The organism is Actinokineospora sp., from assembly GCF_050699995.1.
Taxonomy (GTDB): domain Bacteria; phylum Actinomycetota; class Actinomycetes; order Mycobacteriales; family Pseudonocardiaceae; genus Actinokineospora.
The window spans coordinates 1-20,155 of the sequence record NZ_JBOHGC010000176.1 but is presented as its reverse complement, the minus strand read 5'-3'; the positions used below and the strand labels follow the sequence as shown (position 1 = coordinate 20,155).

Here is a 20,155-nt window from a genome sequence, read left to right as displayed (position 1 = left end):
GGCCGTCGCACGCCGCGGGAACGGTGAGAATTACACGTTGGTGATTTCCTCGATCAGGGCATCGACGTCGAAGAAGTCGCTCTCGGCGCCGATCGGGACGATCTTGGCCGTGGCGGTGAGGAACCGCTCGACGGCCTCGTATTCCATCTCCAGGATGGCGTGGCCCTCCGGGGACTCGATCTCCAGGATGATCGACGCGCGACCTTCCGTGTGCTCCGGACTCAGCCGGACGTCGCCCTCGCCTGTGGGGCCGATCAGGCCCGCGACCAGCAGGTCCCTGGCGAAAATCCACTCCACCCAGCGGTCGCGGTCGGTCTGGAACGCCGCGGTGACCGTGAATGGCTCGCTCGCTCGATACGTCCACCGGGAGCGCACCGGGGTGCTGCCGCCGTAGAGCGAGATGAGCTGCTCAGTGTGCTCTGCGTTCTTGTTCATCTCGTCGCCTCCCTGATCCCGGTTGCGCTTCTGGTATTCGCGAACCCGTCAGGTGGGAAACGCCGCCTGTGGCGGTTTGTGATGCCACTGCCTGCATGTTCACGCGATTGGGGGACTCCAGGCAGAAAATGCGGCATCTGAGTTAACAAAAACGAGGCCCCACCGATGGGGGCCTCGTTGTTGAAAATCCTCAGGTCAGATCAGGCCGAGGCCCTTGACCGCGTCGCGCTCCTCCGCCAGCTCGGCGACCGAGGCGTCGATGCGGGCGCGGGAGAACTCGTTGATCTCCAGGCCCTGGACGATCTCGTACTTGCCGTCCTCGCAGACCACGGGGAACGACGAGATGAGGCCCTCGGGGACGCCGTAGGAGCCGTCGGACGGGATGGCCATCGACGTCCAGTCGCCCTCGGGGGTGCCGTTGACCCAGTCGTGGATGTGGTTGAGGGCGGCGTTGGCGGCCGACGCGGCCGAGGACGCGCCGCGGGCCTCGATGATCGCCGCGCCGCGCTTGGCCACGGTCGGGATGAAGGTGTCGGCCAGCCAGGCCTCGTCGTTCACGGCCTCGGCGGCGTTGCGGCCGCCGACCTCGGCGTGGAACAGGTCGGGGTACTGGGTGGCGGAGTGGTTGCCCCAGATCGTGAGCTTCTTGATCTCGGTGACCGGCACGCTCAGCTTCGCCGCGAGCTGCGAGATCGCGCGGTTGTGGTCGAGGCGGGTCATCGCGGTGAAGCGCTCCCGCGGGATGTCCGGGGCGTGCGCCTGGGCGATGAGGGCGTTGGTGTTGGCCGGGTTGCCGACCACCAGCACGCGCACGTCGTCGGCGGCGCCCGCGTTGATGGCCTCACCCTGGGGCTTGAAGATGCCGCCGTTGGCCTCGAGCAGGTCGCCGCGCTCCATGCCCTTGGCGCGGGGACGGGCGCCGACGAGCAGGGCGACGTTCACGCCGTCGAACGCCTTCTTGGCGTCGTCGGTGATCTCGATGCCGCTGAGCAGCGGGAACGCGCAGTCGTCGAGTTCCATCGCGGTGCCCTCGGCGGCCTTGACGGCCTGCGGGATCTCCAGCAGCCGCAGGTTGACCTGCGTGTCCGGGCCCAGCAGGTGGCCGGAGGCGATGCGGAAAAGCAGGGCGTAGCCGATCTGGCCTGCTGCACCGGTGACGGTGACGTTGACGGGTGCCACTTGGCGGATCCCTCCCGAGACAAGGCGAATGAACCGGAGGCTACCAAGCCGTTGCCGATGATCGCCGCGCGCGGTGAGCAGGGTCTCGGTGTTCCCCATCGGGTGGTTTCCGCCGACAGGCGAGCTAACTTCGTGGATCACTCGGCGGTGAGGTCGATCATGACGACCCATGGTTATCGAACTGCTCGGCGAGGAGTTGCGCGGGCATCGGGAAGAAGCCGGACTGAGCCTCTCGGAGGTCACGGCGAGGACGGGCATCAGCACCTCCAAGCTCAGCCGGATGGAGAACGGGCGCAAAGCCCAGAAGCCCGAGGACGTCGCGGCCCTGCTGAAGGTCTACGGGGTGCAGGGGTGCCGCCGCCAAGACCTGCTGGCGCTGGCGAAGGGCACCGAGAGTTCACAGGTCGCGTCGCTGCGGGTGCTGGAGTCGAAGGCGACGATGATCGTCGACTACGAGCAGGCGATCGTGCCCGCGCTGCTGCAGACCGTCCCGTACGCGCAGGCCGCGCTCCGCGAGGTCACCATGGTCGACGAGGCGGCGCTGGAGGAGCAGTACACGAACCGGTTGCGCCGGCAGGCGATCCTGCGGCGCGCGCACCCGCCGCGGTTCTTCGCGATCATCGCCGAGACCGCCCTGCACACCGCCGTGGGTGGCCAGGACGTCATGCGCGAGCAGATCCGCTACCTCGGCGAGGCCGCGACCAGGCCGAACGTGACGATCCGGATCGTCCCCGACCTGACGCACGGGCACCCGGGGCTGGGCGGACCGTTCCAGCGCATGCAGTTCCGCTCGCGCGGGGCGGTCGTGGTGTTGGAGAACCGCACGTCGAGCACGGTCATCGAGGACACCGCGCAGGTGCGGGTCTATGACCGGATCGTCGTCGAACTGCTCAGCGTCGCGCTGACCCAGGACGAGTCGATGACGCTGTTGGAGAAGCTGTCCTGATCAGCGGGAAAGCGGGCCGCCCTCGATGGTCATCGCGACGGCGATGACCATCACCCCGAAGAAGCCGTAGCTCAACACGTCCACGGCGCGCCCGCGGATCGCGATCAGGCCCGCCTGCTCGTCGCGGAGCAGCACCCGCAGGCCCGCCGCGAGGAGCAGCGCGAGGCCGATCCACACCGTGCCCTCGCGCCAGTAGTACTGGGTGATCCGCACGAGGCCGAGCACCACCACCGCCATGACCAGCCCGAACGGGAGGTGGACGAGAGCGGGGTGCTTGCCGGTGCGCTGCGGTCCCCCGGTCACGCCGACAGGTTCCGCTCAGCCGCCTCGACGGTGTTGCGCATGAGCATGGCGATCGTCATCGGGCCGACGCCGCCGGGCATCGGAGCCAGGAAGCCCGCCACCTCGCGCACATCCGGGTGGACGTCGCCGACCAGGCCCTGGTCGGTGCGGGTGACGCCGACGTCGAGCACGGCCGCGCCGGGCTTGATCATGTCCGCGGTGATGAGACCGGCGTTGCCCGCGGCGGCCACGACGATGTCGGCGCGGCGGACCTCGGTGGCGAGGTCCTTGGTCCCGGTGTGGCAGAGGGTGACGGTCGCGTTCTCGCTGCGCCGGGTCAGCAGCAGCCCGAGGGGGCGCCCGACCGTGACGCCGCGACCGACGACGGTCACGCGCGCGCCCGCGAGCGGGACGTCGTAGCGGCGGAGCAGCTCGACGATGCCGACCGGCGTGCACGGCAGCGGGCCGGCGTCGCCGAGGACGAGCTTGCCGAGGTTGGTCGGGTGCAGGCCGTCGGAGTCCTTCGCCGGGTCGACCCGCTGCAGCGCGGCGCCCGCGTCGAGGTGGCCGGGCAGCGGCAGCTGGATCAGGTAGCCGGTGCAGTCCGGGTTCTCGTTGAGCTCGTCGATGACGGCTTCGAGCTCGGCCTGCGTGGTGTGCGCCGGAAGGTCGCGGCGGATGGAGTTCAGGCCGATCTTCATGCAGGTCCGGTGCTTGCTGCGGACGTAGGACTGCGATCCGGGGTCGTCGCCGACCAGCACGGTGCCGAGGCCGGGGACCACGCCCCGCTCGGCGAGCGCGTCGACCCGCCCGCGCAGCTCGGCGAGGATGGCGTCTCGGGTGGCATTGCCGTCAAGGATCGTCGCGGTCACGTACCCCATCCTCTCACTCGCGACGCGGAACGGCGGCGATACCCACCGCCGCGAGAGTCAGCACGACCCCGACGACGGTCGTCGGCTCGACCCCTTCGCCGGGCGGCGGCGCGAGCACGTCGAGCAGCAGGGCGCCGACGAGTTGGCCCGCGACGGCGCACAGGCCGACCATCAGGACACCGACCAGGCGCACGGCGAACACCGCCGTCGACAGGGCGACGACGCCGAGCGCGCCACCGGCGTAGAGCCACCACTGGGTCGGCGGCGAATTCGGCAGCCCGCGGACCGCGAGGTCCACAGTGGACGCGAGGACCAGCGCGGTCAGGCCGACCGCGAAGTTGAGCATGGAGGCGAACGCCACACTGCCCGACGCCGCGCGCACCTGGCCGTTGACCGCCTGCTGCCAGCCGAGACCGACGCCGGCGAGGGCGGGGACGAGCGCGAGCCAGAGGTGGCCGGGGCGGCTGAACTCGTCGGACACGGCGATGCCGACCGCCATTACCGCCAGCGCGGCGCCGACCGCCCTGGTCACGGTGATCGCCTGCGCGTCCCCGGGGGCGATGCCCGCGCGGTCGACGACGAGGCTGCTGACGACCTGGCCCGCGACCACGGCGACGGTGAAGACCGCCACACCGAGCAGGGTCACGGTCAGGCCTTGCGACGTCACGTACCAAGCGCCCGCCGCGCCGCCCAGACACTGCCAAGGGCGGAGCTGTCTTGTGGCGATTGCTTCGCGGAACCGGGCGACGCCCGCGCGCGCGGTCGGCATCGCGACGACGGCGGTCACCAGGATCACCAGACCGATGGCGAAGGAGATCAGCGCGGCGATCAGGCCGTCGCCGAGGAGGCTCCCCAGCTGGCCGTTGATCCGGGACTGAGCCGCGAGCACGACTCCGCCGAGGGTGGCGACGACGGCACCCAGAGGACGTGACATTCGCTAGATCCAGCGGTGCCGGACGGCGTGGACGGCGAGTTGGAACCGGGTGGTCGCGCCCGCGTGGTCCATCAGCCGCTGCAGGTGGCGGAACACGGTCCGCCTGCTGACGCCGAGCTGTCGGGCGATCGAGTCGTCGTTGGCGCCCGCGGCGAGCAACCCGAGCAGCCGCTGCTCGATGGGTTGCACCGCGGAGGACGCGCGCGCGGCCCCGTGCAACGGGACCGCGAGCCGCCACGACGCCTCGAACAGGCCGACCAACGCGGAGAGCAGGCTGCTCGGGCGGACCACCAGCAGCGAGCGGTTCACGTCGGCCTCGGCGACCGGCAGCGAGACGGTCGCGAACTGCTGGTCGATGATCGTCAGCTTCACCGGCACCTCGGGCAGCACCCGGGCCAGCTCGCCCGCGGCGACACAGGGCTGGATGTTCTGCGCGTAGCGGCCCGGGTCCTCGACCGAGGCGCGCGCGTAGACGACCTTGTAGGTGACCTCGCCGCGGTTGAGCTGCTCCAGCTCGGCGTTGTTGATGTGGCCCTCGGTGAAGTACGGCGGCGAGTCGAGCCGCCGCACCTCCTTGCGCGCGCTGAGCTCCATCTGCTGGATGCGCTGGGCGATCGCGGTGCCGGTGACGACCTCGATGAGGTCGTCGGTGCGCTGCGGGGAGATCGCGCGGCGGAACGTGTCGTAGGCGTTGAGCGTGGCCACCCTGGCCTGCTCGAGTTCGGACTCACGGCGTCGGCTGAGGATCTGCAGTCCCGACGCGGGTGGCACAGGGGTTATGGTCCGGCCGTCCGGGCCGCCGGCTCCGACCAGACCGGCGTCGATGAGGGTGCGCAGACTGTGCTGGACAAGCTCGAGCGGCTCCGCGGCGCCGACGGCGATCTCCTCGGCTGTCGAGGGGCCGGTGCGCAGGAGATAGAGGTAGCTGCGAATCTCGTCTTCGGGCAGGCCGAGTCGAGAAAGGTGCGGCGCGAGATCGCCCTCGGACATGCCGGGAAGGTTGGCACAACTGTGACGGTGACACAAACAGGTTGCCGGGCTACCGGACAGGCTGGTAACCGTCCGTCATCGTCGCAGGCAGAGGCTCGACGCACGATCCACCGTATGCCAAGGGCCTGTCGACAGGAGAAGATGTCCACGTGGCACAACCGACGCAGCTGAACCCAACGGAACAGGATGCCCTGGTCAAGCAGATCGGGCTCGCGTTGCTCCGGGCGGCACCCGCGGACTGGCATTCCATCACTGTCGACTACCGCGCGCTGGGTCGGTACGCGGAAGCGGTCGGCAAAGTGATCTTCGCTGATGAGACGACCGAGGAGTTGAAAGTCTCACCGGAGATCGCCGTGCTCTTCGGGCGGCTGCGGTCGGGGATGTACCGGGACGGTCGCGGGACTTGGTACAACGCCCGCTACCAACTCGACCAGCCCTCGGCGTACAGCCTCGAGTACGACCGCGACGAGCCGCGCTGGACGAACCCGCCACCGCCGCCCGCGTACGCCGACGATCTGCGGACCTTCCCCCGCGACGAGCAGAACGTGCCCGAGTGGCTGATGCGTCGGATGGCCGGGCTCATGCCGCCGTTCCGGGTCGCGCGGATCTTCGACGGACCCGGCGCCGGTGGGCGTCCGGTGATCAACCGGCCGCCGATCGACGAAGGCGAGCGCGAGAACATCCTGCGCTACCTCGACGGCGCGCCCCTCGCATTGCCCGCGCGCGGGTTCGACACTGATCATCTGGACGACGAGGCCCGGCAGTCGGTCCCGGTCGCGTTCCACACCGACGGCGCGTGGATCTGGCCCGCCGCGGTGAACTACTACCTGCGGACCCACAGCGTCCCGCCGGACCCGGACCTGCTCGAACACCTCCGGCGGGTGGAGTTCACCCTGCCCGAGGTCGACGAGTCCGCCCGGGCGGCGGCCGGGTCGTTCCTCGGACGCGGGCCGCGCAGGCCGCCGAACGGTGTGCGTCCGGCGCCTGCCCCCGCGCCTGCCCCCGTGCCCGTGCCCGCGCCTTCGGGTCCGCCGCCGATCATGGGGCCGGACGGGCCGGTGCCGCCGATCCCGGTCCAGGTCGGATTCGGGAACCGGGCGAAGCCCCCGGTCGAGGAGCCGGTGCACACGACTGAGCCAATCGACCGCACGCCGGCGACCAGCCACGCGCCCACCCAGGACGCGGCGCCGCAGCGGGCGCCGGAGACGACGGCGGCGTGGTCGCCGACGCACGCGCCTTCGGAGCCCACGGGCACGCACGCGACGGCGCCGATCGAGCGGGAGGTGGAGAGCTGGTTCCCCGAGCCCGCCTCGGACAGTGCCGGTGCCGGTGCCAGTGCGGTGGTCCCTTCGGATCCGCCGCCCGCGTTCGACTGGTCGGCTGAGGTACCTGCTTCCTCTCCGGGCAGTTGGTTCCCGACCGAATCGGCGCAGCCCGAACCGGAGCCTGAGCCCGAAGCCGCCGCGCCTGCCGACGAAGAGACTCCCGCCGCCGATGCCCCAAGCTGGGCGGGCGGCGTCGACCAAGGGCAGGAAGAGGACGAACACGGGCTGCCCGCCGGTGATCCTCCTTCCGAATCCGTTGCGGGCTGGTCCAATCCCGTTCCCGAGCAACCGCAGGAGACGCCGTCCAGCGAGCCTGTGGCCGACGCGGCGCCGTCGAGTGCCGCCGTTGGCGCCGACGCGGTGTCCACCCCCCGGGTGCCGGTCGCGCCGGGGGTGGCGGCTCGGTTCGACCAGCTTCAGGCACGGTTGAGCACGCTCGGTGTCCCCGAGTCGCGATACCGGATCGGTGCGCTGCCGGAGTCGGCCGCGTGGGTGCTGGAGCAGTCCGACGAGGGGTGGCGGGTCGGCTGGTTCGACGGCGGGTTCAGCGCGCCACGGCAGTTCGAGGACTTCGCGGACGCGTCCGCCTTCCTGCTGGGCAAGGTTTTGCTGGAGCCGGTCGAGCCCCCGCAGTCGACCATGCGTGCGTCCCTGGCCGAGTTGGAAGACGACGACGATGACGAGTACGAGCACCGCCCCCGGCGGTCGGTGACACCACCGGCACCGGCGGGCGACGACCTGTTCCGCCCGTCGCGCCCCGCCGACGACCTCTTCCGGCCACAGCACACCAACTTCACCGCCACCGGCTCCACCCCGGTCTTCGACGATGACGAAGACGAAGACGAGTACCAGCACCGGCGCGCCGCCCCACGCCCCACGCCGCGCTTGGGCGCCAGGTCCGCCGACGAGCCCGACAGCGCGTTGTCCCTCGCCGACGACAGCCACGCCGCGAACGACAGCGCGTTCGACGATGGACACACCGCAGCCGAGGTCGCCTTCGACGAACGCGACGCGCGCGGCGCGGCCGCTTTCGGCGATGAGCGCTCAGAGCCGTTCACCGGCGGCCAGTCCGCGGAGGACAGCGCGTTCACTGAGTCGGCGACTGACAGCGGTTTCGAGCAGGCCACCGACGGCCAGGCGTTCACCGATCACCAGCAGGCAGCCGAGGAAAGCGTCGACGCGTTCGGCTCGCGGCCGCTGGCCGATGGGGCGCACGGCCCTGGCGATGCCGCGTTCGAAGGTGACCACCCGGCCGACGACGGAACCTTCGCCGATCGGGGAGCGCCCGGGTTCGAAGATCGGCAGTCGGTAACCGACGGAACCTTCGACGGCCGACCGGCATCCGTCGACGATGGGGTTGGCCAACAGCCAAACACCGACGCGGCGTTTGCGGGCAGGGAACCTGCGGCTGCCAACGCGGAATCGGCACCGGGTTCGCTGTTCACCCGCGCGGACACCGATCCCGACGACGCACCCACCGGCCCACTGGAACGGTTCGGCGACCACGACGGCACGACCGCCTCCGCCGACCACCGACCCGAACCCGAGGGCGGTGACTTCGGCGCTTTCGAGCCACGTGCCGATGAAGAACCTGCTGGCGACCTGGTTTCCCCGCACGACACACAGTTCGCCGCCCACACCCCCGGCGACACGGCTTCCGAACACGGCACGCACTTCGCCAGCGAACCCGCCGGCGACGCGACCTCTGCGTATGGCGCACAGTTCGGCGGCCAACCCGCCAACGACACAACCCCCACACCCGACCCCCACCTCCGCAGCGAACCCAGCGACACAGCCTCTGCGCATGGCTCGCAGTTCCGCGGCGAACCTGTCGGTGACGCGGCTTCTGCGCATGGCGCGCAGTTCGCTGGGCAAACCACTGCCGAGACGGCATCGGCTCATGGCGCGCCGTTTGGGCGTGGCCAAACCGCAGGCGACACGGCTCCTGTGGGTGGGGGGCAGTTCGGTGGCGGTGACTCCGGTGGTGGTTCCCGGTTTGGCGGGGAGCCCGCTGGTGTGGCCTCTCCCCGTCGCGTCGGGGGTCCCGCGGCTGGCGGGGGGCAGCAGACCGGCGGAGGTTCGTCGTCACCTGGGTCTGATTCGGTTGTGAAGCCTCAGGATTGGGCTATCCAGCCGCTACCCGGCGACCCGCCGCTCACGTTGTTCCGGGGTAAGACGTTGACCGAACTGCCGCCCGGCACCGAGATCGACCGCTACGGGGAGCCGACCGGCAACCTGACCTACGCGGCGGGCACGCCGTTCGAGCGGCGGTCGCTGGTGCCGGACTGGGTCAGCAGGCCCTACCGCGTGTACCGCGTGCAACGTCCTACGGAGGCGTTGACGGGGGTCGCGATTCCGTGGTTCGAGCAGCCCGGCGGTGGGACGGCGTTCGTGTTCAACCGGTCCATCGCGGAACTCATCGAGAGCGGCCACCTGGTCGAGATCCCCAACCAGGTGCCGCCGACGCGCCCGTAGGGCTAGTCGATCCGCAGGCCGTGGGCGGCGGCGAACGCCACCGCGGTGTGCAGGTCGACGCGGGCGCCGCGCAGGCGGGCCTGGACCAGGCCGTCGGCGGTGATGCGGGCGTCGCGGAGGTCGGCGCCTTCGAGGTTGGCTCCGCGCAGGCGGGCACCCGACAGGTCGGCCTCGCGGAGGTCGGCTTCCCGCAGGTCGGCGTCGGTGAGGTTGGCTTCGCGGAAACGCAGGCCGGTCAGCTTGGCCTTGCGCAGCGCGGCCCCGGCCAGGCCGACGAGGGTGAGGTCGGTGTCGGTCACGGTCCACGGGCGCAGCCTGCAGTCGAGGAACGTGGAACCGATGAGGCTGCAGCCTGCGAACTCGCTGAACATCAGGGTGGTGCGGTCGAACGTGCAGGTCCGGAACGCGGTGGAGCGGTGCCGGGACTCCCCCAGGTCGGCGCGGGTGAAGTCGCACTTGGTGAACGTGCAGCCGGTCGTCACCAGGCCGCGGAGGTCGGCGTCGGTGAAGTCGCAGTCGGTGAAATGCCGCTGGTCCCACTGCCGGCCGTGCAGATCGCTGTCGCTGTAGTCCTCGCCGGTCTCCACCTCCCCAGCCTGTCATGCCCCGCTCACCGGAAGTCACGCGACTTGGCCGGGATACGCATGTCGAGTCGCTGCAACTGGTCGGCGTAGAGACTCAGCACCCCGTCGACGTTCTCGACCACGCCGCGGATCAGCAGCGCCGAACTGGATCGCGCGACCCTGCGGTAGCGCGCCCACAGCCCGGGCGAGCACACCACGTTGACCATGCCGGTCTCGTCCTCGATGTTGAGGAACGTGACACCGCCCGCGGTCTGCGGTCGCTGCCGGTGGGTGACCGCGCCACCGAGCAGAACCCGCGTTCCACCGTCCACTTTGGATAGTTCCGCTGCGGTGAGAGCGCCCAGCCGGGTGAGTCGTTCGCGGATGAACTGGGTCGGGAAGCTGTCCGGCGACAGGCCCGTGGCCCAGACGTCGGCGACGGCGAGTTCGAGGTCGTCCATCCCTGGCAGTTCCGGGGCGTTCACGCCGACCGCGGTGCCCGGCAGGCGATCCGGGCGTTCGGCGGCAGCCGCGCCCGCCGCCCACAGGGCCTCGCGGCGCAGCAGGCCGAAACAGCCGAACGCGCCCGCGGTCGACAGCGCCTCCACCTGGGGACGGGTGAGCTGGACGCGGCGGGCCAGGTCGACCATGTCCAGATATGGACCCTCAGCGCGTTCGGCGACGATGCGTTTGGCCAGGTCGTCGCCGATCAGCCGGACCGCGCCGAGGCCCAGGCGCACGGCTTGTTCGTCGCCGCCCGGTTCGACCGGTTCGAGGGCGGCGTGCTCCAGGCTGGCGTTGATGTCCGGCCCGCGCACGGTGACCCCGTGCCGCCGCGCGTCGGCGACCAGGGACTGCGGCGAGTAGAAACCCATCGGCTGCGCGCGCAGCAGGGCGGCGCAGAAGGCAGCCGGGTAGTACAGCTTGAACCAGGCGCTGGCGAACACCAGGTAGGCGAAGCTCAGGGCGTGGCTCTCCGGGAAGCCGAAGTTGGCGAACGCCAAGAGTTTCTCGTAGATGCGCGCGGACAGCGCCTCGTCGAGGCCGTTGCCCGCGGCGCCGGCGTAGAACCGTTCGCGCAGCCGCTCCATCCGGCGCGTGGACCGCTTGGCCCCCATGGCGCGGCGCAGTTCGTCGGCCTCGGCGGGGCTGAAGTCGGCGACGTCGACGGCGATCTGCATGAGCTGCTCCTGGAAGAGCGGGACCCCGAGTGTCTTGCGCAGCGCGTTCTTCAGCAGCGGGTGGTCGACGGTGGGTTCCTCCCTGCCGTTCTTGCGGCGGATGTAGGGATGCACCGACCCGCCCTGGATCGGCCCCGGCCGGATGAGCGCGATCTCCACGACCAGGTCGTAGAACTCCGTGGGGCGCAAACGGGGCAGCGTGGCCATCTGCGCGCGGCTCTCCACCTGGAACACGCCGACCGAGTCGGCGCGGCAGAGCATCTCGTAGACCCGCTGGTCGGCGAGGTCCAGCGCACCCATGTCGACCCGGACGCCGTGGTGCTTGTCGACCAGGTCGACCACGTAGTGCAGCGCGGACAGCATGCCCAGGCCCAGGAGGTCGAACTTGACCAGACCGACGGCGGCGCAGTCGTCCTTGTCCCACTGAAGCACCGTGCGCTTGGGCATCCGCGCGGGCTCGACCGGGCAGACCTCGCTGACCGGGCGGTCGCAGATGACCATGCCACCGGAGTGGATTCCCAAGTGGCGCGGGAAGTTCTCCAACTGCCCGGCGAGTTCGAGCACCGCGGCAGGCACGTCGAGGTGATTGTCGTCCAAAGTGGACTGCAACGGTCCCCAGCGGTCGATCTGTTTGCTCCAGGCGTCCTGCTGGCCGGGCGAGTAGCCCAACGCCTTGGCCATGTCGCGCACCGTCGACTTCGCCCGGTAGGTGATCACGTTCGCCACCTGCGCGGCGTGGCGCCGGTCGTACTTGTCGTAGACGAACTGGATGGCCTCCTCGCGGCGGTCGGACTCGATGTCGAGGTCGATGTCGGGCGGGCCGTCGCGGGCCGGGGCAAGAAACCGCTCGAAGAGCAGCTCCCAGCGCACGGCGTCGACATTGGTGATCCCGAGCGCGTAACAGACCGCCGAGTTCGCCGCGGAGCCGCGGCCCTGACAGAAGATGTCGTTCTCGCGGCAGAACCGCACGATGTCCCAGACGACGAGGAAGTAGCCCGGGAAACCGAGTTCCTCGATGACCTGGAGTTCGTGGGCGAGCTGCGCGTAGGCCCGCGGGCGTTCGGCCGACGAGCCGTACTTGGCCGCGGCGCCCTCGTAGGTCAGCTTCCGCAGGAACGTGACCTCTGTGTGGCCGTCGGGCACGTCGAACGGCGGCAGCTTCGGCGCGACCAGGTGCAGGTCGAACGCGAGCTGCACGCCGAGCAGGGCGGCGCGCTGCACTGCGCCCGGGTAGCGGGCGAACCGGTCGGCCATCTCCTGCCCGGTGCGCAGGTGGGCGGTGGGTGAGGGCGGCAGCCAGCCCGCCAGCTCGTCGAGGCTGCGCCGGGCCCGCACCGCCGCCATCGCGGCCGCGAGATGCCCTCGCGACGGGTGCGCGTAGTGCACGGCGTTCGTCGCGACCGTCGGCAGGCCAAGGTCGGCCGCCATGCCCGCGAGCAGGTCGTTGCGGTCGGTGTCGTCTGGCATGCCGTGGTCGACGAGTTCGACGTGGACACGGTCCGGTCCGTACGCCGCGGACAGGAGCCTGAGCTGCTCGAACGCCGCCTGCGGGCCGCCCGCGGCGAGCGCCAGCCGCACACCGCCCTTGCGGCAGCCGGTGAGCACGACACAGTCGTCGCGCGTCTCCTCGACCACCTCCAGCAAGTCGTAGACCGGTTTACCCTTCTCCTCCCCCCGCAGGTGCGCGGCGGTGAGCACGCGGCACAGGCTGTGGTAGCCGGCCTGTTTGTCGGCGAGCAGCAGAAGATGCTCGCCTTCGGGGTCGGCGACACCGTTCTGCGGGCCGGTGAGGCCGAGGCTCAGCTCGGTGCCGAACACCGTGCGCATGCCCAGTTCCTTGGCGGCCTCGGCGAACCGGACCACGCCGTACATCCCGTCGTGGTCGGTCAGCGCGATGGCGTCGAGACCGAGGAGCGAAGCCGCCTCCACCAGTTCCTCCGGGTGGCTCGCGCCGTCGAGGAAGCTGAAGTTGGAATGGCAGTGCAGCTCCGCGTACGGCACCCGCGAATCCCCATCGGCCTGGTCGGTGACGCCGGGCGGCCCGACACCCATCGGCGGCACGTAGCGGTCGCGGCGACGGGTCCAGCCCGGGCTGTCACCGCCGTCGCCGACCTCCGGCGGCCTGCCGGAGAGGATGCGCTCGAGTTCCGACCACCGAACGGGCGGGTTGTTCCATCCCATCCGCGCACCCGGTCAGGGCGAGAGGGATTCGGGCGAGCGGCGCGGCAGCGGGATCAGGTCGATCCAGTCGATCCAGTCGACCCCGTCGATGGCGGTGAGCGGGTCTTCGTCGTATGGCATCAGGCGTATATCCCTTCTACGGACCATGTTTTGTTCTCACGCACCAGAAGGAGCGCCTCCTGGCTGTCCTCTTCGGACTGTTCGGCCAACAGCACTTGCAGGCGGGCCCGCCTGCGGGCGGAATCCGGGTCCCACCAGCGTTCGTCGGCGGGCCACGGCCCGGCCCAACCGGCGACCGCGCGCGGGCGTCCACCGCCGTAAGCCACGTGGGCGGGCTCGCCGGTGAGACGGAATCGGCCGGTGACCCCGATTTCGACGCCTGCCTCGTCGCACACCGACGCGGGCAGCGGGCGGACGGGGATGGTGGCGGGCGACGGAGCGGGTAATCGGCCGGGCCACGGGCGGTCAGGAGGTGTCGGGGGGACGCGCTCGTCGCCCCACGGGACGAGGTGGACCTGATCGGCGGGGCCGCGACCGCCGGTGAGGACCGGGGTGAGGACCGCGTCAGGGCCGAGGAGGCCTTGGACATGAACCATGGCGCGGGCGGCGCGTTCGGCTTGTTCGTCGTGGCCACCCTGCCAGAGGCCGAGTTGCAGGGTTCGGCCGTCGACCGTTTCCTCCGGTTCGAGACGCAGGACCGTGATGCCCGCCGAGGGACGGCCGGTGCCGCCGCGCAACCAGCCGTCGAGTTGCCAGCGGACGCGGTCGGCGATGCCGGAGGCGGTGAGCGGGTCGGCGCAGCGCCACACGCGGCCGCGGGTCTCGCCGTTGGCTGTGCTCGCGTGGATGCCCAGGCGGGTACAGGCGAGACCGTGCGCGGCCAGGCCCGCGTGGAGGCGCTCACCGAGCGTGCGGGCGACGAACGCGGCGGCGTCGACCCGGTCGATGGGCGGGTCGGGGTTGTGGGTGACCGACAGGTCTGCCGGGGGGCGTCTGCGCGAGGGCGGCCGCTCTTGCAGGCCGCTCGCCAGGCGGTGGGCGAGCTTGGCGTCGGCGCCGAACCGGGTGGAGACGTCGCCGGGGTCCAGGGCGGCGAACGCGCCGAGGGTGCGGATGCCGAGTCTGCGCAGCAGGTCGACAAGGTCGGGCCTGCCCGGTTCGAGTTCGCGGATGGTCAGCGGGGCAAGGAATTCCGGGCTGCAGCCCGGCGGGACGAGTTGGTTTCGGTGGGCGGCGAGGGTGGCGGCGAAGAGGCCGTCGGCGATGCCGATCTGGCACTCGGCGCCGGTTCGGGCGGCGACCTGATCGATGAGGCGTTCGGCGGCGGCGTCCTCGGAACCGAAGTAGCCGACGGGCCCGCGCGCGGGTACGGCGACGATTCCGGGCCGGATCACCTCGACACCGACGGCCAACTCCTCGACCGCCATGGCCACCGGCTCGAACATCCGGGCGTCGCGGTCGACATCGTCGAGGAAGACGACCAGGTCTGGGCAGCGGCTCTGCGCCTCCCGGCGGCGCATCGACCGCTGGACGCCGTCGGCTCGGGCCCGGGCGTTGGCCGCGACGACACGGTTGGCGGCGAAGACGGCGACAGGGGTGTCGAGCGGCAGGCCGGCGACCGTGCTCGCGGCGACGACGGGCCAGTCGGGGCACCAGACGACGAGCAGACGGACGGCGGGCATCGCTCTCCCCAAGGGGTTGATCGGGTGCTCATCGTGGGGAGACGACTCGCTTGGTTCGAACATACGTTCGACACAGAGAGGTGTCAACCGGTCTTGTCCAGCTGTGGACAAGGGCCGCGAGGCGGAGTGAACGGGGTGCCCTGGAGGGCAAGAGGGGCGCGGACCGGTCGGGCGGCGGACCCCCGGCCTCGGGCGTGGACCTCGACCAGGCGGGCCCGGAGTTGGCCGTGTCCATCGCCGAGGCCCGACCAGCGGGCGCGCGTGCACCGCAGCTCGAGATCGGCGCCCGGCCAGGCGCCGAACGCGACGAGCGCGGCACCACGACTGCGCGCCCGCGCGGAAAGTCTGCGAGCCTGCGCGTCGGTGATCTTGAGGGTGGCGATGGCGACCACGTCGAACCCGTCGAGCAGGGCTGCGGCGATGGCGACGACATCGTTGCCAGGGTCGGGCACCAGGGCGAGCCGGTCCACCGCGACACCGAGTTCGGCGGCGGCGAGGACACCGAGGTCGGGGATGCCGACGACCGCGGCCCAGGACCCGTTCGCGGTGGGCTCGGCAAGCAGGGTCAGCAGCAGCGCGGCGGAATCGCGCACGGCCACGGTGCCGCCGCGGCGGAGACCGCCCCAGGGGAAGAGGGGGGCGAGGTCCTCGCGAATAGGGAGGACGCGCGGCTCGGGGGGACCGTCGCGGTGGACGGTGTGCGCATGGCCGGACCAGGCGAGGCGGACGGACGAATCGAGCGCGACGGCGGCGCCTGGATCAGCGTCTCGGGGTATGCGGCGAACTTGGGGAGGGCCCGGATCGCGTTGGCCCAAGTGGCGGACCGCCGAGGGATTCGGCGCTTGGACGCCGGAGGAAGCGCGCACATCGGCGGGCCGGGGGTCGCTAACGCGGTCCTCGCGGTCGCCGAAGTCAAGGGTGCCCTCGGTCGGATCGACCGGGGACGAATCGAAGGTGACGGCCTCGACGCGTCCTGTTCGGCGCACGGATCGAGGATCCAAGGCTGCCAAGGCAGCGCGGAGGTCGTCGGGGGTGAAGAGACTGGGGCGATGAGCCGGCACTGCCGTGTCCAAGACAGCATGGTCGAGGGCAGGGTCGCTGACCGCTTCCGGGTTCTTCCCCGCGCCGAAAGCAGTCAGCGACCGCACCGCCCACACCTCCCCGCGCCTGCTGCGCGTACCGCTCAGTTACGCGAGTGCCGTGGGGAGACGGCGGCGGGGCGAGTGGCCTCGACTCCGCCCACCCCGTTCGAACGCATGTTCGATACCGCAGACCATACGAGCCCGCCGAAGGCTTGTCAACACCGCCCCACGAACACGTGTGGCCTGACCAAAAGGCCAGGCCACACGGTTAGTTGCTTTGAACAACTCAGTGCGCGAAGTGCCGCGTCCCGGTCAGGTACACCGGCACGCCCGCCGCCTCCGCGACCGCGATGACCTCGGGGTCGCGGACCGAGCCGCCGGGCTGGACGATCGCGCGGACCCCCGCTTCGAGCAGGACCTCAAGGCCGTCGGGAAACGGGAAGAACGCGTCCGACGCGGCCACCGAACCCGCGGCTCGCTCGCCCGCCCTGGCCACCGCGAGGCGGGCCGCGTCGACTCGGTTGACCTGGCCCATGCCCACTCCCACCGTGGCGCCGTCGTTCGCCAGCAGGATGGCGTTGGACTTCACCGCTCGGCAGACTCGCCAGGCGAACGCCAGGTCGGCGAGGGTGGCGTCGTCGACCGCGGTGCCCGTCGCCAGGGTCCACTTGGCCGGGTCGTCGCCGTCGGCTTCGATGGTGTCGACAGTCTGCAAAAGCAACCCACCCGACACCGGGCGCATCTCGGCGCCCCGGCGGACCGGCTCCGCGGTCAGGATGCGGACGTTCTTCTTCCTGGTGAGCACCTCGACGGCGCCGTCGGCGTACGCCGGGGCCACCACGACCTCGGTGAAGACCTCGGCGATCTGTTCCGCCATGTCCACGCTGACCTCACGGTTGGCCGCGATGACCCCGCCGAACGCGCTCGACGGGTCGCAGGCGTGGGCCTTGCGGTGGGCCTCGGCGATGTCGATCTCGGCGACCGCGATGCCGCAGGGGTTGGCGTGCTTGATGATCGCCACGCACGGGGCCTCGTGGTCGTACGCCGCACGCCACGCCGCGTCGGCGTCGACGTAGTTGTTATACGACATCTCCTTGCCGTGCAGCTGCGTGGCGGTCGCGAGGCCGCTCGAACCGTCGCCCTGGGTGTAGAGCGCGGCCCGCTGGTGCGGGTTCTCGCCGTAGCGCAGGACGTTGGAGCGCTGCCAGGTGGCGCCGACCCAGCCGGGGAAGCCCGAGCCCTCGTCGTCCGGCGACAGGACGCTGCCCATCCAGGACGCGACCGTGACGTCGTAGGACGCGGTGTGCCGGAAGGCCTCCAGCGCCAGCTTCTGCCGGTCGGCCAGGGTGAAGCCACCCGCGTTGACCTCCGCGAGCACCCACTCGTACCGCGACGGGTCGACCACGACGGCCACGCTGCCGTGGTTCTTGGCCGACGCGCGGACCATGGCCGGGCCGCCGATGTCGATCTGCTCGACGCACTCGTCGGCCGACGCGCCCGAGGCGACCGTCTTGGCGAACGGGTAGAGGTTGACCACCAGCAGGTCGAACGCGGCGATGCCGAGCGCTTCGAGCTGCGCGACGTGCGCGGGGTTGCGGGTGTCGGCGAGCAGACCCGCGTGCACGCGCGGGTGCAGCGTCTTGACCCGGCCGTCGAGCGACTCCGGGAAGCCGGTGACCTCCTCGACCCGGGTGACCGGCACGCCCGCGTCGGCGAGGGTCTTCGCGGTGCCGCCGGTCGAGACGATCTCGACGCCCGCCGCGTGCAGGCCGGTGGCCAGCTCCAGCAGGCCCGCCTTGTCCGACACGCCGATCAGCGCCCGGCGAACCGGCTTCCGCTGCTGCCCAGTCTCGGGATGCCCAGTCACGGGATGCTCACCTTTCGTCCGTCCACGGTGAATCCGTCGCGCGCCATCCTGGTGACCACGTCGACCAGGAGCCGTCGCTCCACCGTCTTGATCCGTTCATGCAGGGTGGCCGCGTCGTCGCCGAGCGCCACGGGGACGGGCTCCTGGGCGATGATCGGGCCCGTGTCCACGCCACCGTCGACCAGGTGGACCGTGCTTCCGGTGACCTGGACGCCGTAGGCGAGCGCGTCGTGGACCGCGTGCGCGCCGGGGAACGACGGCAGCAGCGCGGGATGGGTGTTGATGACCCGGTGGGCGAAGCGGGTGAGGAACTCGGGCCCGAGGATCTTCATGAACCCGGCGGAGACGACCAGGTCGGGCGCGTAGGCCGCCACGGCCTCGGTCAGGGCGACGTCCCAGGCCGCGCGGTCGGCGTGGTCGGCGACGCGGACGGTGAAGGTGGGGACGTTCGCGCGATCGGCGCGGGCCAGTCCCTCGATGCCTTTGCGGTCGGCGCCGACGGCGACGATGCGGGCGGGTATCGCGGCGTCATCGAGCAGAGCCTGCAACAGGGTGCCCGAACCCGACACCAGGACGACGATCCTGGCAGGCACTGCCGGCTGGAACTGGGAACTCAGCGTGGTCTCCTGCGGCGCTGGAACGGGATAGGCCCAGCGTAGGCGGTCCGCAGTCGATCTTGTTCAGCGGCCCGCGTCCGGTTCGGCGTCGGCCGACTCGGTTGTGTCGGGGGTTCATCCGGGGAGTCGTCGACGATCTCCTCGTCGTCGGTTTCGTCATCGACGGAGTCCTCGACGGGCTCCTCGAGAGCTTCGTCCATGGCCTCGTCTGCGGAATCCTCTGAGTCATCGGCGTCTTCGGAGTCCTCCGGGTCCTCGTCGTCGTCCGGGTCCTCGGGATCAATGAGACCCACCGGACCCTCGACGACCGGCCGCTCCCCCGCGAACCAGGCTACGAAGCCGCCGGGGACCGCGACCCAGCAGGCCAGGGCGAACGACACGAGCGCGGCCCGCAGGTCGAGCGGGTGGAAGGGGCCGCCGGCGAGTGCGCCGCCCGCGCTGCCCGCGAGCACCGCGAAGCTCAGCGCCACCACGACCGAGGCGACGGCGACCGAACGCAGCCGGTCTTTAGGCGACTCCGCAACAGACCGCAGCACCCAACCCACCAACGCGCCGACGGCGGCGGGCAGCAGGAACAAGGCGAGCCACCACGCCGCTGCCTGCTCGGGCAGCGCGCTGAGCAGCGGCAGCGCGGGCACCGGGCCGCCGTCGAAGTCGAGCGGGGCGATCGACACCGAGCCCATCGAGAACCCGGGACCCGCGATGAACGCCGTTCCCGCGATCACGGCGTTGGGCAGGTATCCGGCGGAGAGCAGCAACATCCCCAGCGCGCTGCCGGGTCCGTCCGCGGCGAACATCGTGTTCGCCGCGCCATAGGACGTGACCAGCCCGAACGTCACCACCAACGAGCCCGCGGTGAGCAGCGCGACCACCGCCAGCGTCCCGGCCCGCAGCCCGGCCCAGGCGAAGTCGTCGACGCGCTCGGCGCACCAGTCCAGGGCGCCGGACCGGCGCAGGAGCCCGACGCACGCGGCGACCCCGGCGAGCAGTGCCGGGTAGTAGAACCCCGCCAGCGGGTCGACGACGACCGGACCGCCATCGAGGACCAGGGCGATGGTGAGGCCCAACGCGGCATGGGCGGCAACCACGGCGAACACGACGTGACCGGTCTCGCGCAGCCCGACGGCGTCGACACGCTCAGCGGCACCCGCGGCCGTGCGGGCCACCAGCAGCATCAGCAGCAGGGTCGGCAGCAGCGGCAGCACGCCGAGTTCGTGGCCCTGCACGATCAGCGGGACCTGGTGGGCGGCGAGCCACCCGGGCAGCGCGGCGATGAGGACGCCGACCGTGGAGAAATGGGATCTGGAGGCGATCGCCGTGACCAGTGCCATCACCGCGGCGACGGCGGCGTATCCGGTGAGCAGCGGACCCAGCGCGGCGACGGCCAGCACCCGGGCACGCGCCACCGGGGTGATCCGGTCGGTCTCCAGCAGCGCCATGGCCCCACTCTGGCATTCGGGTGATGGCACCCCTGGGGTGCCACGCCGCCATCAGCCGATCCGGTGAACACCTTCACACACGAACGGGGCGGCACCGTCGATGAC

General features: G+C 71.1%; 15 protein-coding genes. 2 read left to right on the top strand and 13 right to left on the bottom strand.

Annotated elements, in window-relative coordinates; all coding sequences use genetic code 11:
• Nucleotides 1–30: 30 nt before the first annotated feature.
• Together ACRDSQ_RS09845 and ACRDSQ_RS09840 are read right to left on the bottom strand one after the other, a co-directional pair.
• On the bottom strand, nucleotides 31–435 hold the full coding sequence (locus tag ACRDSQ_RS09845) for an SsgA family sporulation/cell division regulator (RefSeq protein ID WP_431420540.1): 405 nt from the start codon (nucleotides 433–435) through the stop codon (nucleotides 31–33).
• 195 nt (nucleotides 436–630) lie between these two features.
• Nucleotides 631–1,614: a malate dehydrogenase gene (locus ACRDSQ_RS09840; protein ID WP_431420539.1), complete on the bottom strand. Its 984-nt coding sequence runs from the start codon at nucleotides 1,612–1,614 to the stop codon at nucleotides 631–633.
• A 169-nt stretch (nucleotides 1,615–1,783) separates the two neighbouring features.
• Here ACRDSQ_RS09840 and ACRDSQ_RS09835 point away from each other — a divergent pair, with 169 nt between their 5' ends.
• Entirely contained in the window at nucleotides 1,784–2,560 is a 777-nt protein-coding gene (locus ACRDSQ_RS09835; protein ID WP_431420538.1) for a helix-turn-helix domain-containing protein, read from the top strand.
• Here ACRDSQ_RS09835 and ACRDSQ_RS09830 read toward each other — a convergent pair whose 3' ends face one another.
• From ACRDSQ_RS09830 to ACRDSQ_RS09815, 4 genes are read right to left on the bottom strand one after another with little or no spacing between them, the layout of a single operon-like run.
• Nucleotides 2,561–2,863, bottom strand: a complete 303-nt coding sequence (locus tag ACRDSQ_RS09830; RefSeq protein ID WP_431420537.1) for a DUF3017 domain-containing protein — start codon at nucleotides 2,861–2,863, stop codon at nucleotides 2,561–2,563.
• A complete protein-coding gene (locus tag ACRDSQ_RS09825; protein WP_431420536.1) occupies nucleotides 2,860–3,714 on the bottom strand; it encodes a bifunctional methylenetetrahydrofolate dehydrogenase/methenyltetrahydrofolate cyclohydrolase in 855 nt (284 codons plus the stop codon). Before ACRDSQ_RS09825 ends, ACRDSQ_RS09830 begins: the two co-directional genes overlap by 4 nt.
• 13 nt (nucleotides 3,715–3,727) lie before the next feature.
• Nucleotides 3,728–4,648 (bottom strand): DMT family transporter, encoded by a 921-nt coding sequence (locus ACRDSQ_RS09820; protein WP_431420535.1) that lies wholly within the window; start codon nucleotides 4,646–4,648, stop codon nucleotides 3,728–3,730.
• 3 nt (nucleotides 4,649–4,651) lie between these two features.
• Nucleotides 4,652–5,638, bottom strand: coding sequence for a helix-turn-helix transcriptional regulator (locus ACRDSQ_RS09815; RefSeq protein ID WP_431420534.1), 987 nt, complete (start codon nucleotides 5,636–5,638; stop codon nucleotides 4,652–4,654).
• 149 nt (nucleotides 5,639–5,787) lie between these two features.
• On the opposite strand from ACRDSQ_RS09815, the gene ACRDSQ_RS09810 reads away from it, so the two are divergent.
• Nucleotides 5,788–9,438 carry a glycohydrolase toxin TNT-related protein gene (locus tag ACRDSQ_RS09810; RefSeq protein ID WP_431420533.1) on the top strand — a complete coding sequence of 1,217 codons (3,651 nt, stop codon included), beginning with the start codon at nucleotides 5,788–5,790 and terminating at the stop codon, nucleotides 9,436–9,438.
• 2 nt (nucleotides 9,439–9,440) lie between these two features.
• On the opposite strand, the gene ACRDSQ_RS09805 is transcribed toward ACRDSQ_RS09810, so the two are convergent.
• From ACRDSQ_RS09805 to ACRDSQ_RS09775, 7 genes are all read right to left on the bottom strand, one after another.
• Nucleotides 9,441–10,025, bottom strand: a complete 585-nt coding sequence (locus ACRDSQ_RS09805; RefSeq protein WP_431420532.1) for a pentapeptide repeat-containing protein — start codon at nucleotides 10,023–10,025, stop codon at nucleotides 9,441–9,443.
• A 23-nt stretch (nucleotides 10,026–10,048) separates the two neighbouring features.
• A complete protein-coding gene (locus tag ACRDSQ_RS09800; protein WP_431420531.1) occupies nucleotides 10,049–13,363 on the bottom strand; it encodes an error-prone DNA polymerase in 3,315 nt (1,104 codons plus the stop codon).
• 119 nt (nucleotides 13,364–13,482) lie between these two features.
• Nucleotides 13,483–15,045: a DNA polymerase Y family protein gene (locus ACRDSQ_RS09795; RefSeq protein ID WP_431420530.1), complete on the bottom strand. Its 1,563-nt coding sequence runs from the start codon at nucleotides 15,043–15,045 to the stop codon at nucleotides 13,483–13,485.
• Nucleotides 15,046–15,128: 83 nt separating this feature from the next.
• Nucleotides 15,129–16,031: a hypothetical protein gene (locus ACRDSQ_RS09790; RefSeq protein WP_431420529.1), complete on the bottom strand. Its 903-nt coding sequence runs from the start codon at nucleotides 16,029–16,031 to the stop codon at nucleotides 15,129–15,131.
• Nucleotides 16,032–16,413: 382 nt separating this feature from the next.
• Nucleotides 16,414–17,994, bottom strand: a complete 1,581-nt coding sequence (gene purH, locus ACRDSQ_RS09785; RefSeq protein WP_431420528.1) for a bifunctional phosphoribosylaminoimidazolecarboxamide formyltransferase/IMP cyclohydrolase — start codon at nucleotides 17,992–17,994, stop codon at nucleotides 16,414–16,416.
• Nucleotides 17,991–18,587, bottom strand: a complete 597-nt coding sequence (purN, locus tag ACRDSQ_RS09780) for a phosphoribosylglycinamide formyltransferase (protein WP_431420527.1) — start codon at nucleotides 18,585–18,587, stop codon at nucleotides 17,991–17,993. Before purN ends, purH begins: the two co-directional genes overlap by 4 nt.
• 20 nt (nucleotides 18,588–18,607) lie before the next feature.
• Nucleotides 18,608–20,050, bottom strand: coding sequence for a cell division protein PerM (locus ACRDSQ_RS09775; RefSeq protein ID WP_431420526.1), 1,443 nt, complete (start codon nucleotides 20,048–20,050; stop codon nucleotides 18,608–18,610).
• Between the last annotated feature and the right edge of the window lie 105 nt (nucleotides 20,051–20,155).

What these genes read in the sequence shown, in the direction of transcription:
- ACRDSQ_RS09835 (WP_431420538.1), top strand. Translation starts at nt 1,784, where the DNA reads ATGGTTATCGAACTGCTCGGCGAGGAGTTGCGCGGGCATCGGGAAGAA.
- ACRDSQ_RS09795 (WP_431420530.1), bottom strand. Translation starts at nt 15,045, where the DNA reads ATGCCCGCCGTCCGTCTGCTCGTCGTCTGGTGCCCCGACTGGCCCGTC.
- ACRDSQ_RS09775 (WP_431420526.1), bottom strand. Translation starts at nt 20,050, where the DNA reads ATGGCGCTGCTGGAGACCGACCGGATCACCCCGGTGGCGCGTGCCCGG.
- ACRDSQ_RS09800 (WP_431420531.1), bottom strand. Translation starts at nt 13,363, where the DNA reads ATGGGATGGAACAACCCGCCCGTTCGGTGGTCGGAACTCGAGCGCATC.
- ACRDSQ_RS09815 (WP_431420534.1), bottom strand. Translation starts at nt 5,638, where the DNA reads ATGTCCGAGGGCGATCTCGCGCCGCACCTTTCTCGACTCGGCCTGCCC.
- ACRDSQ_RS09820 (WP_431420535.1), bottom strand. Translation starts at nt 4,648, where the DNA reads ATGTCACGTCCTCTGGGTGCCGTCGTCGCCACCCTCGGCGGAGTCGTG.
- ACRDSQ_RS09845 (WP_431420540.1), bottom strand. Translation starts at nt 435, where the DNA reads ATGAACAAGAACGCAGAGCACACTGAGCAGCTCATCTCGCTCTACGGC.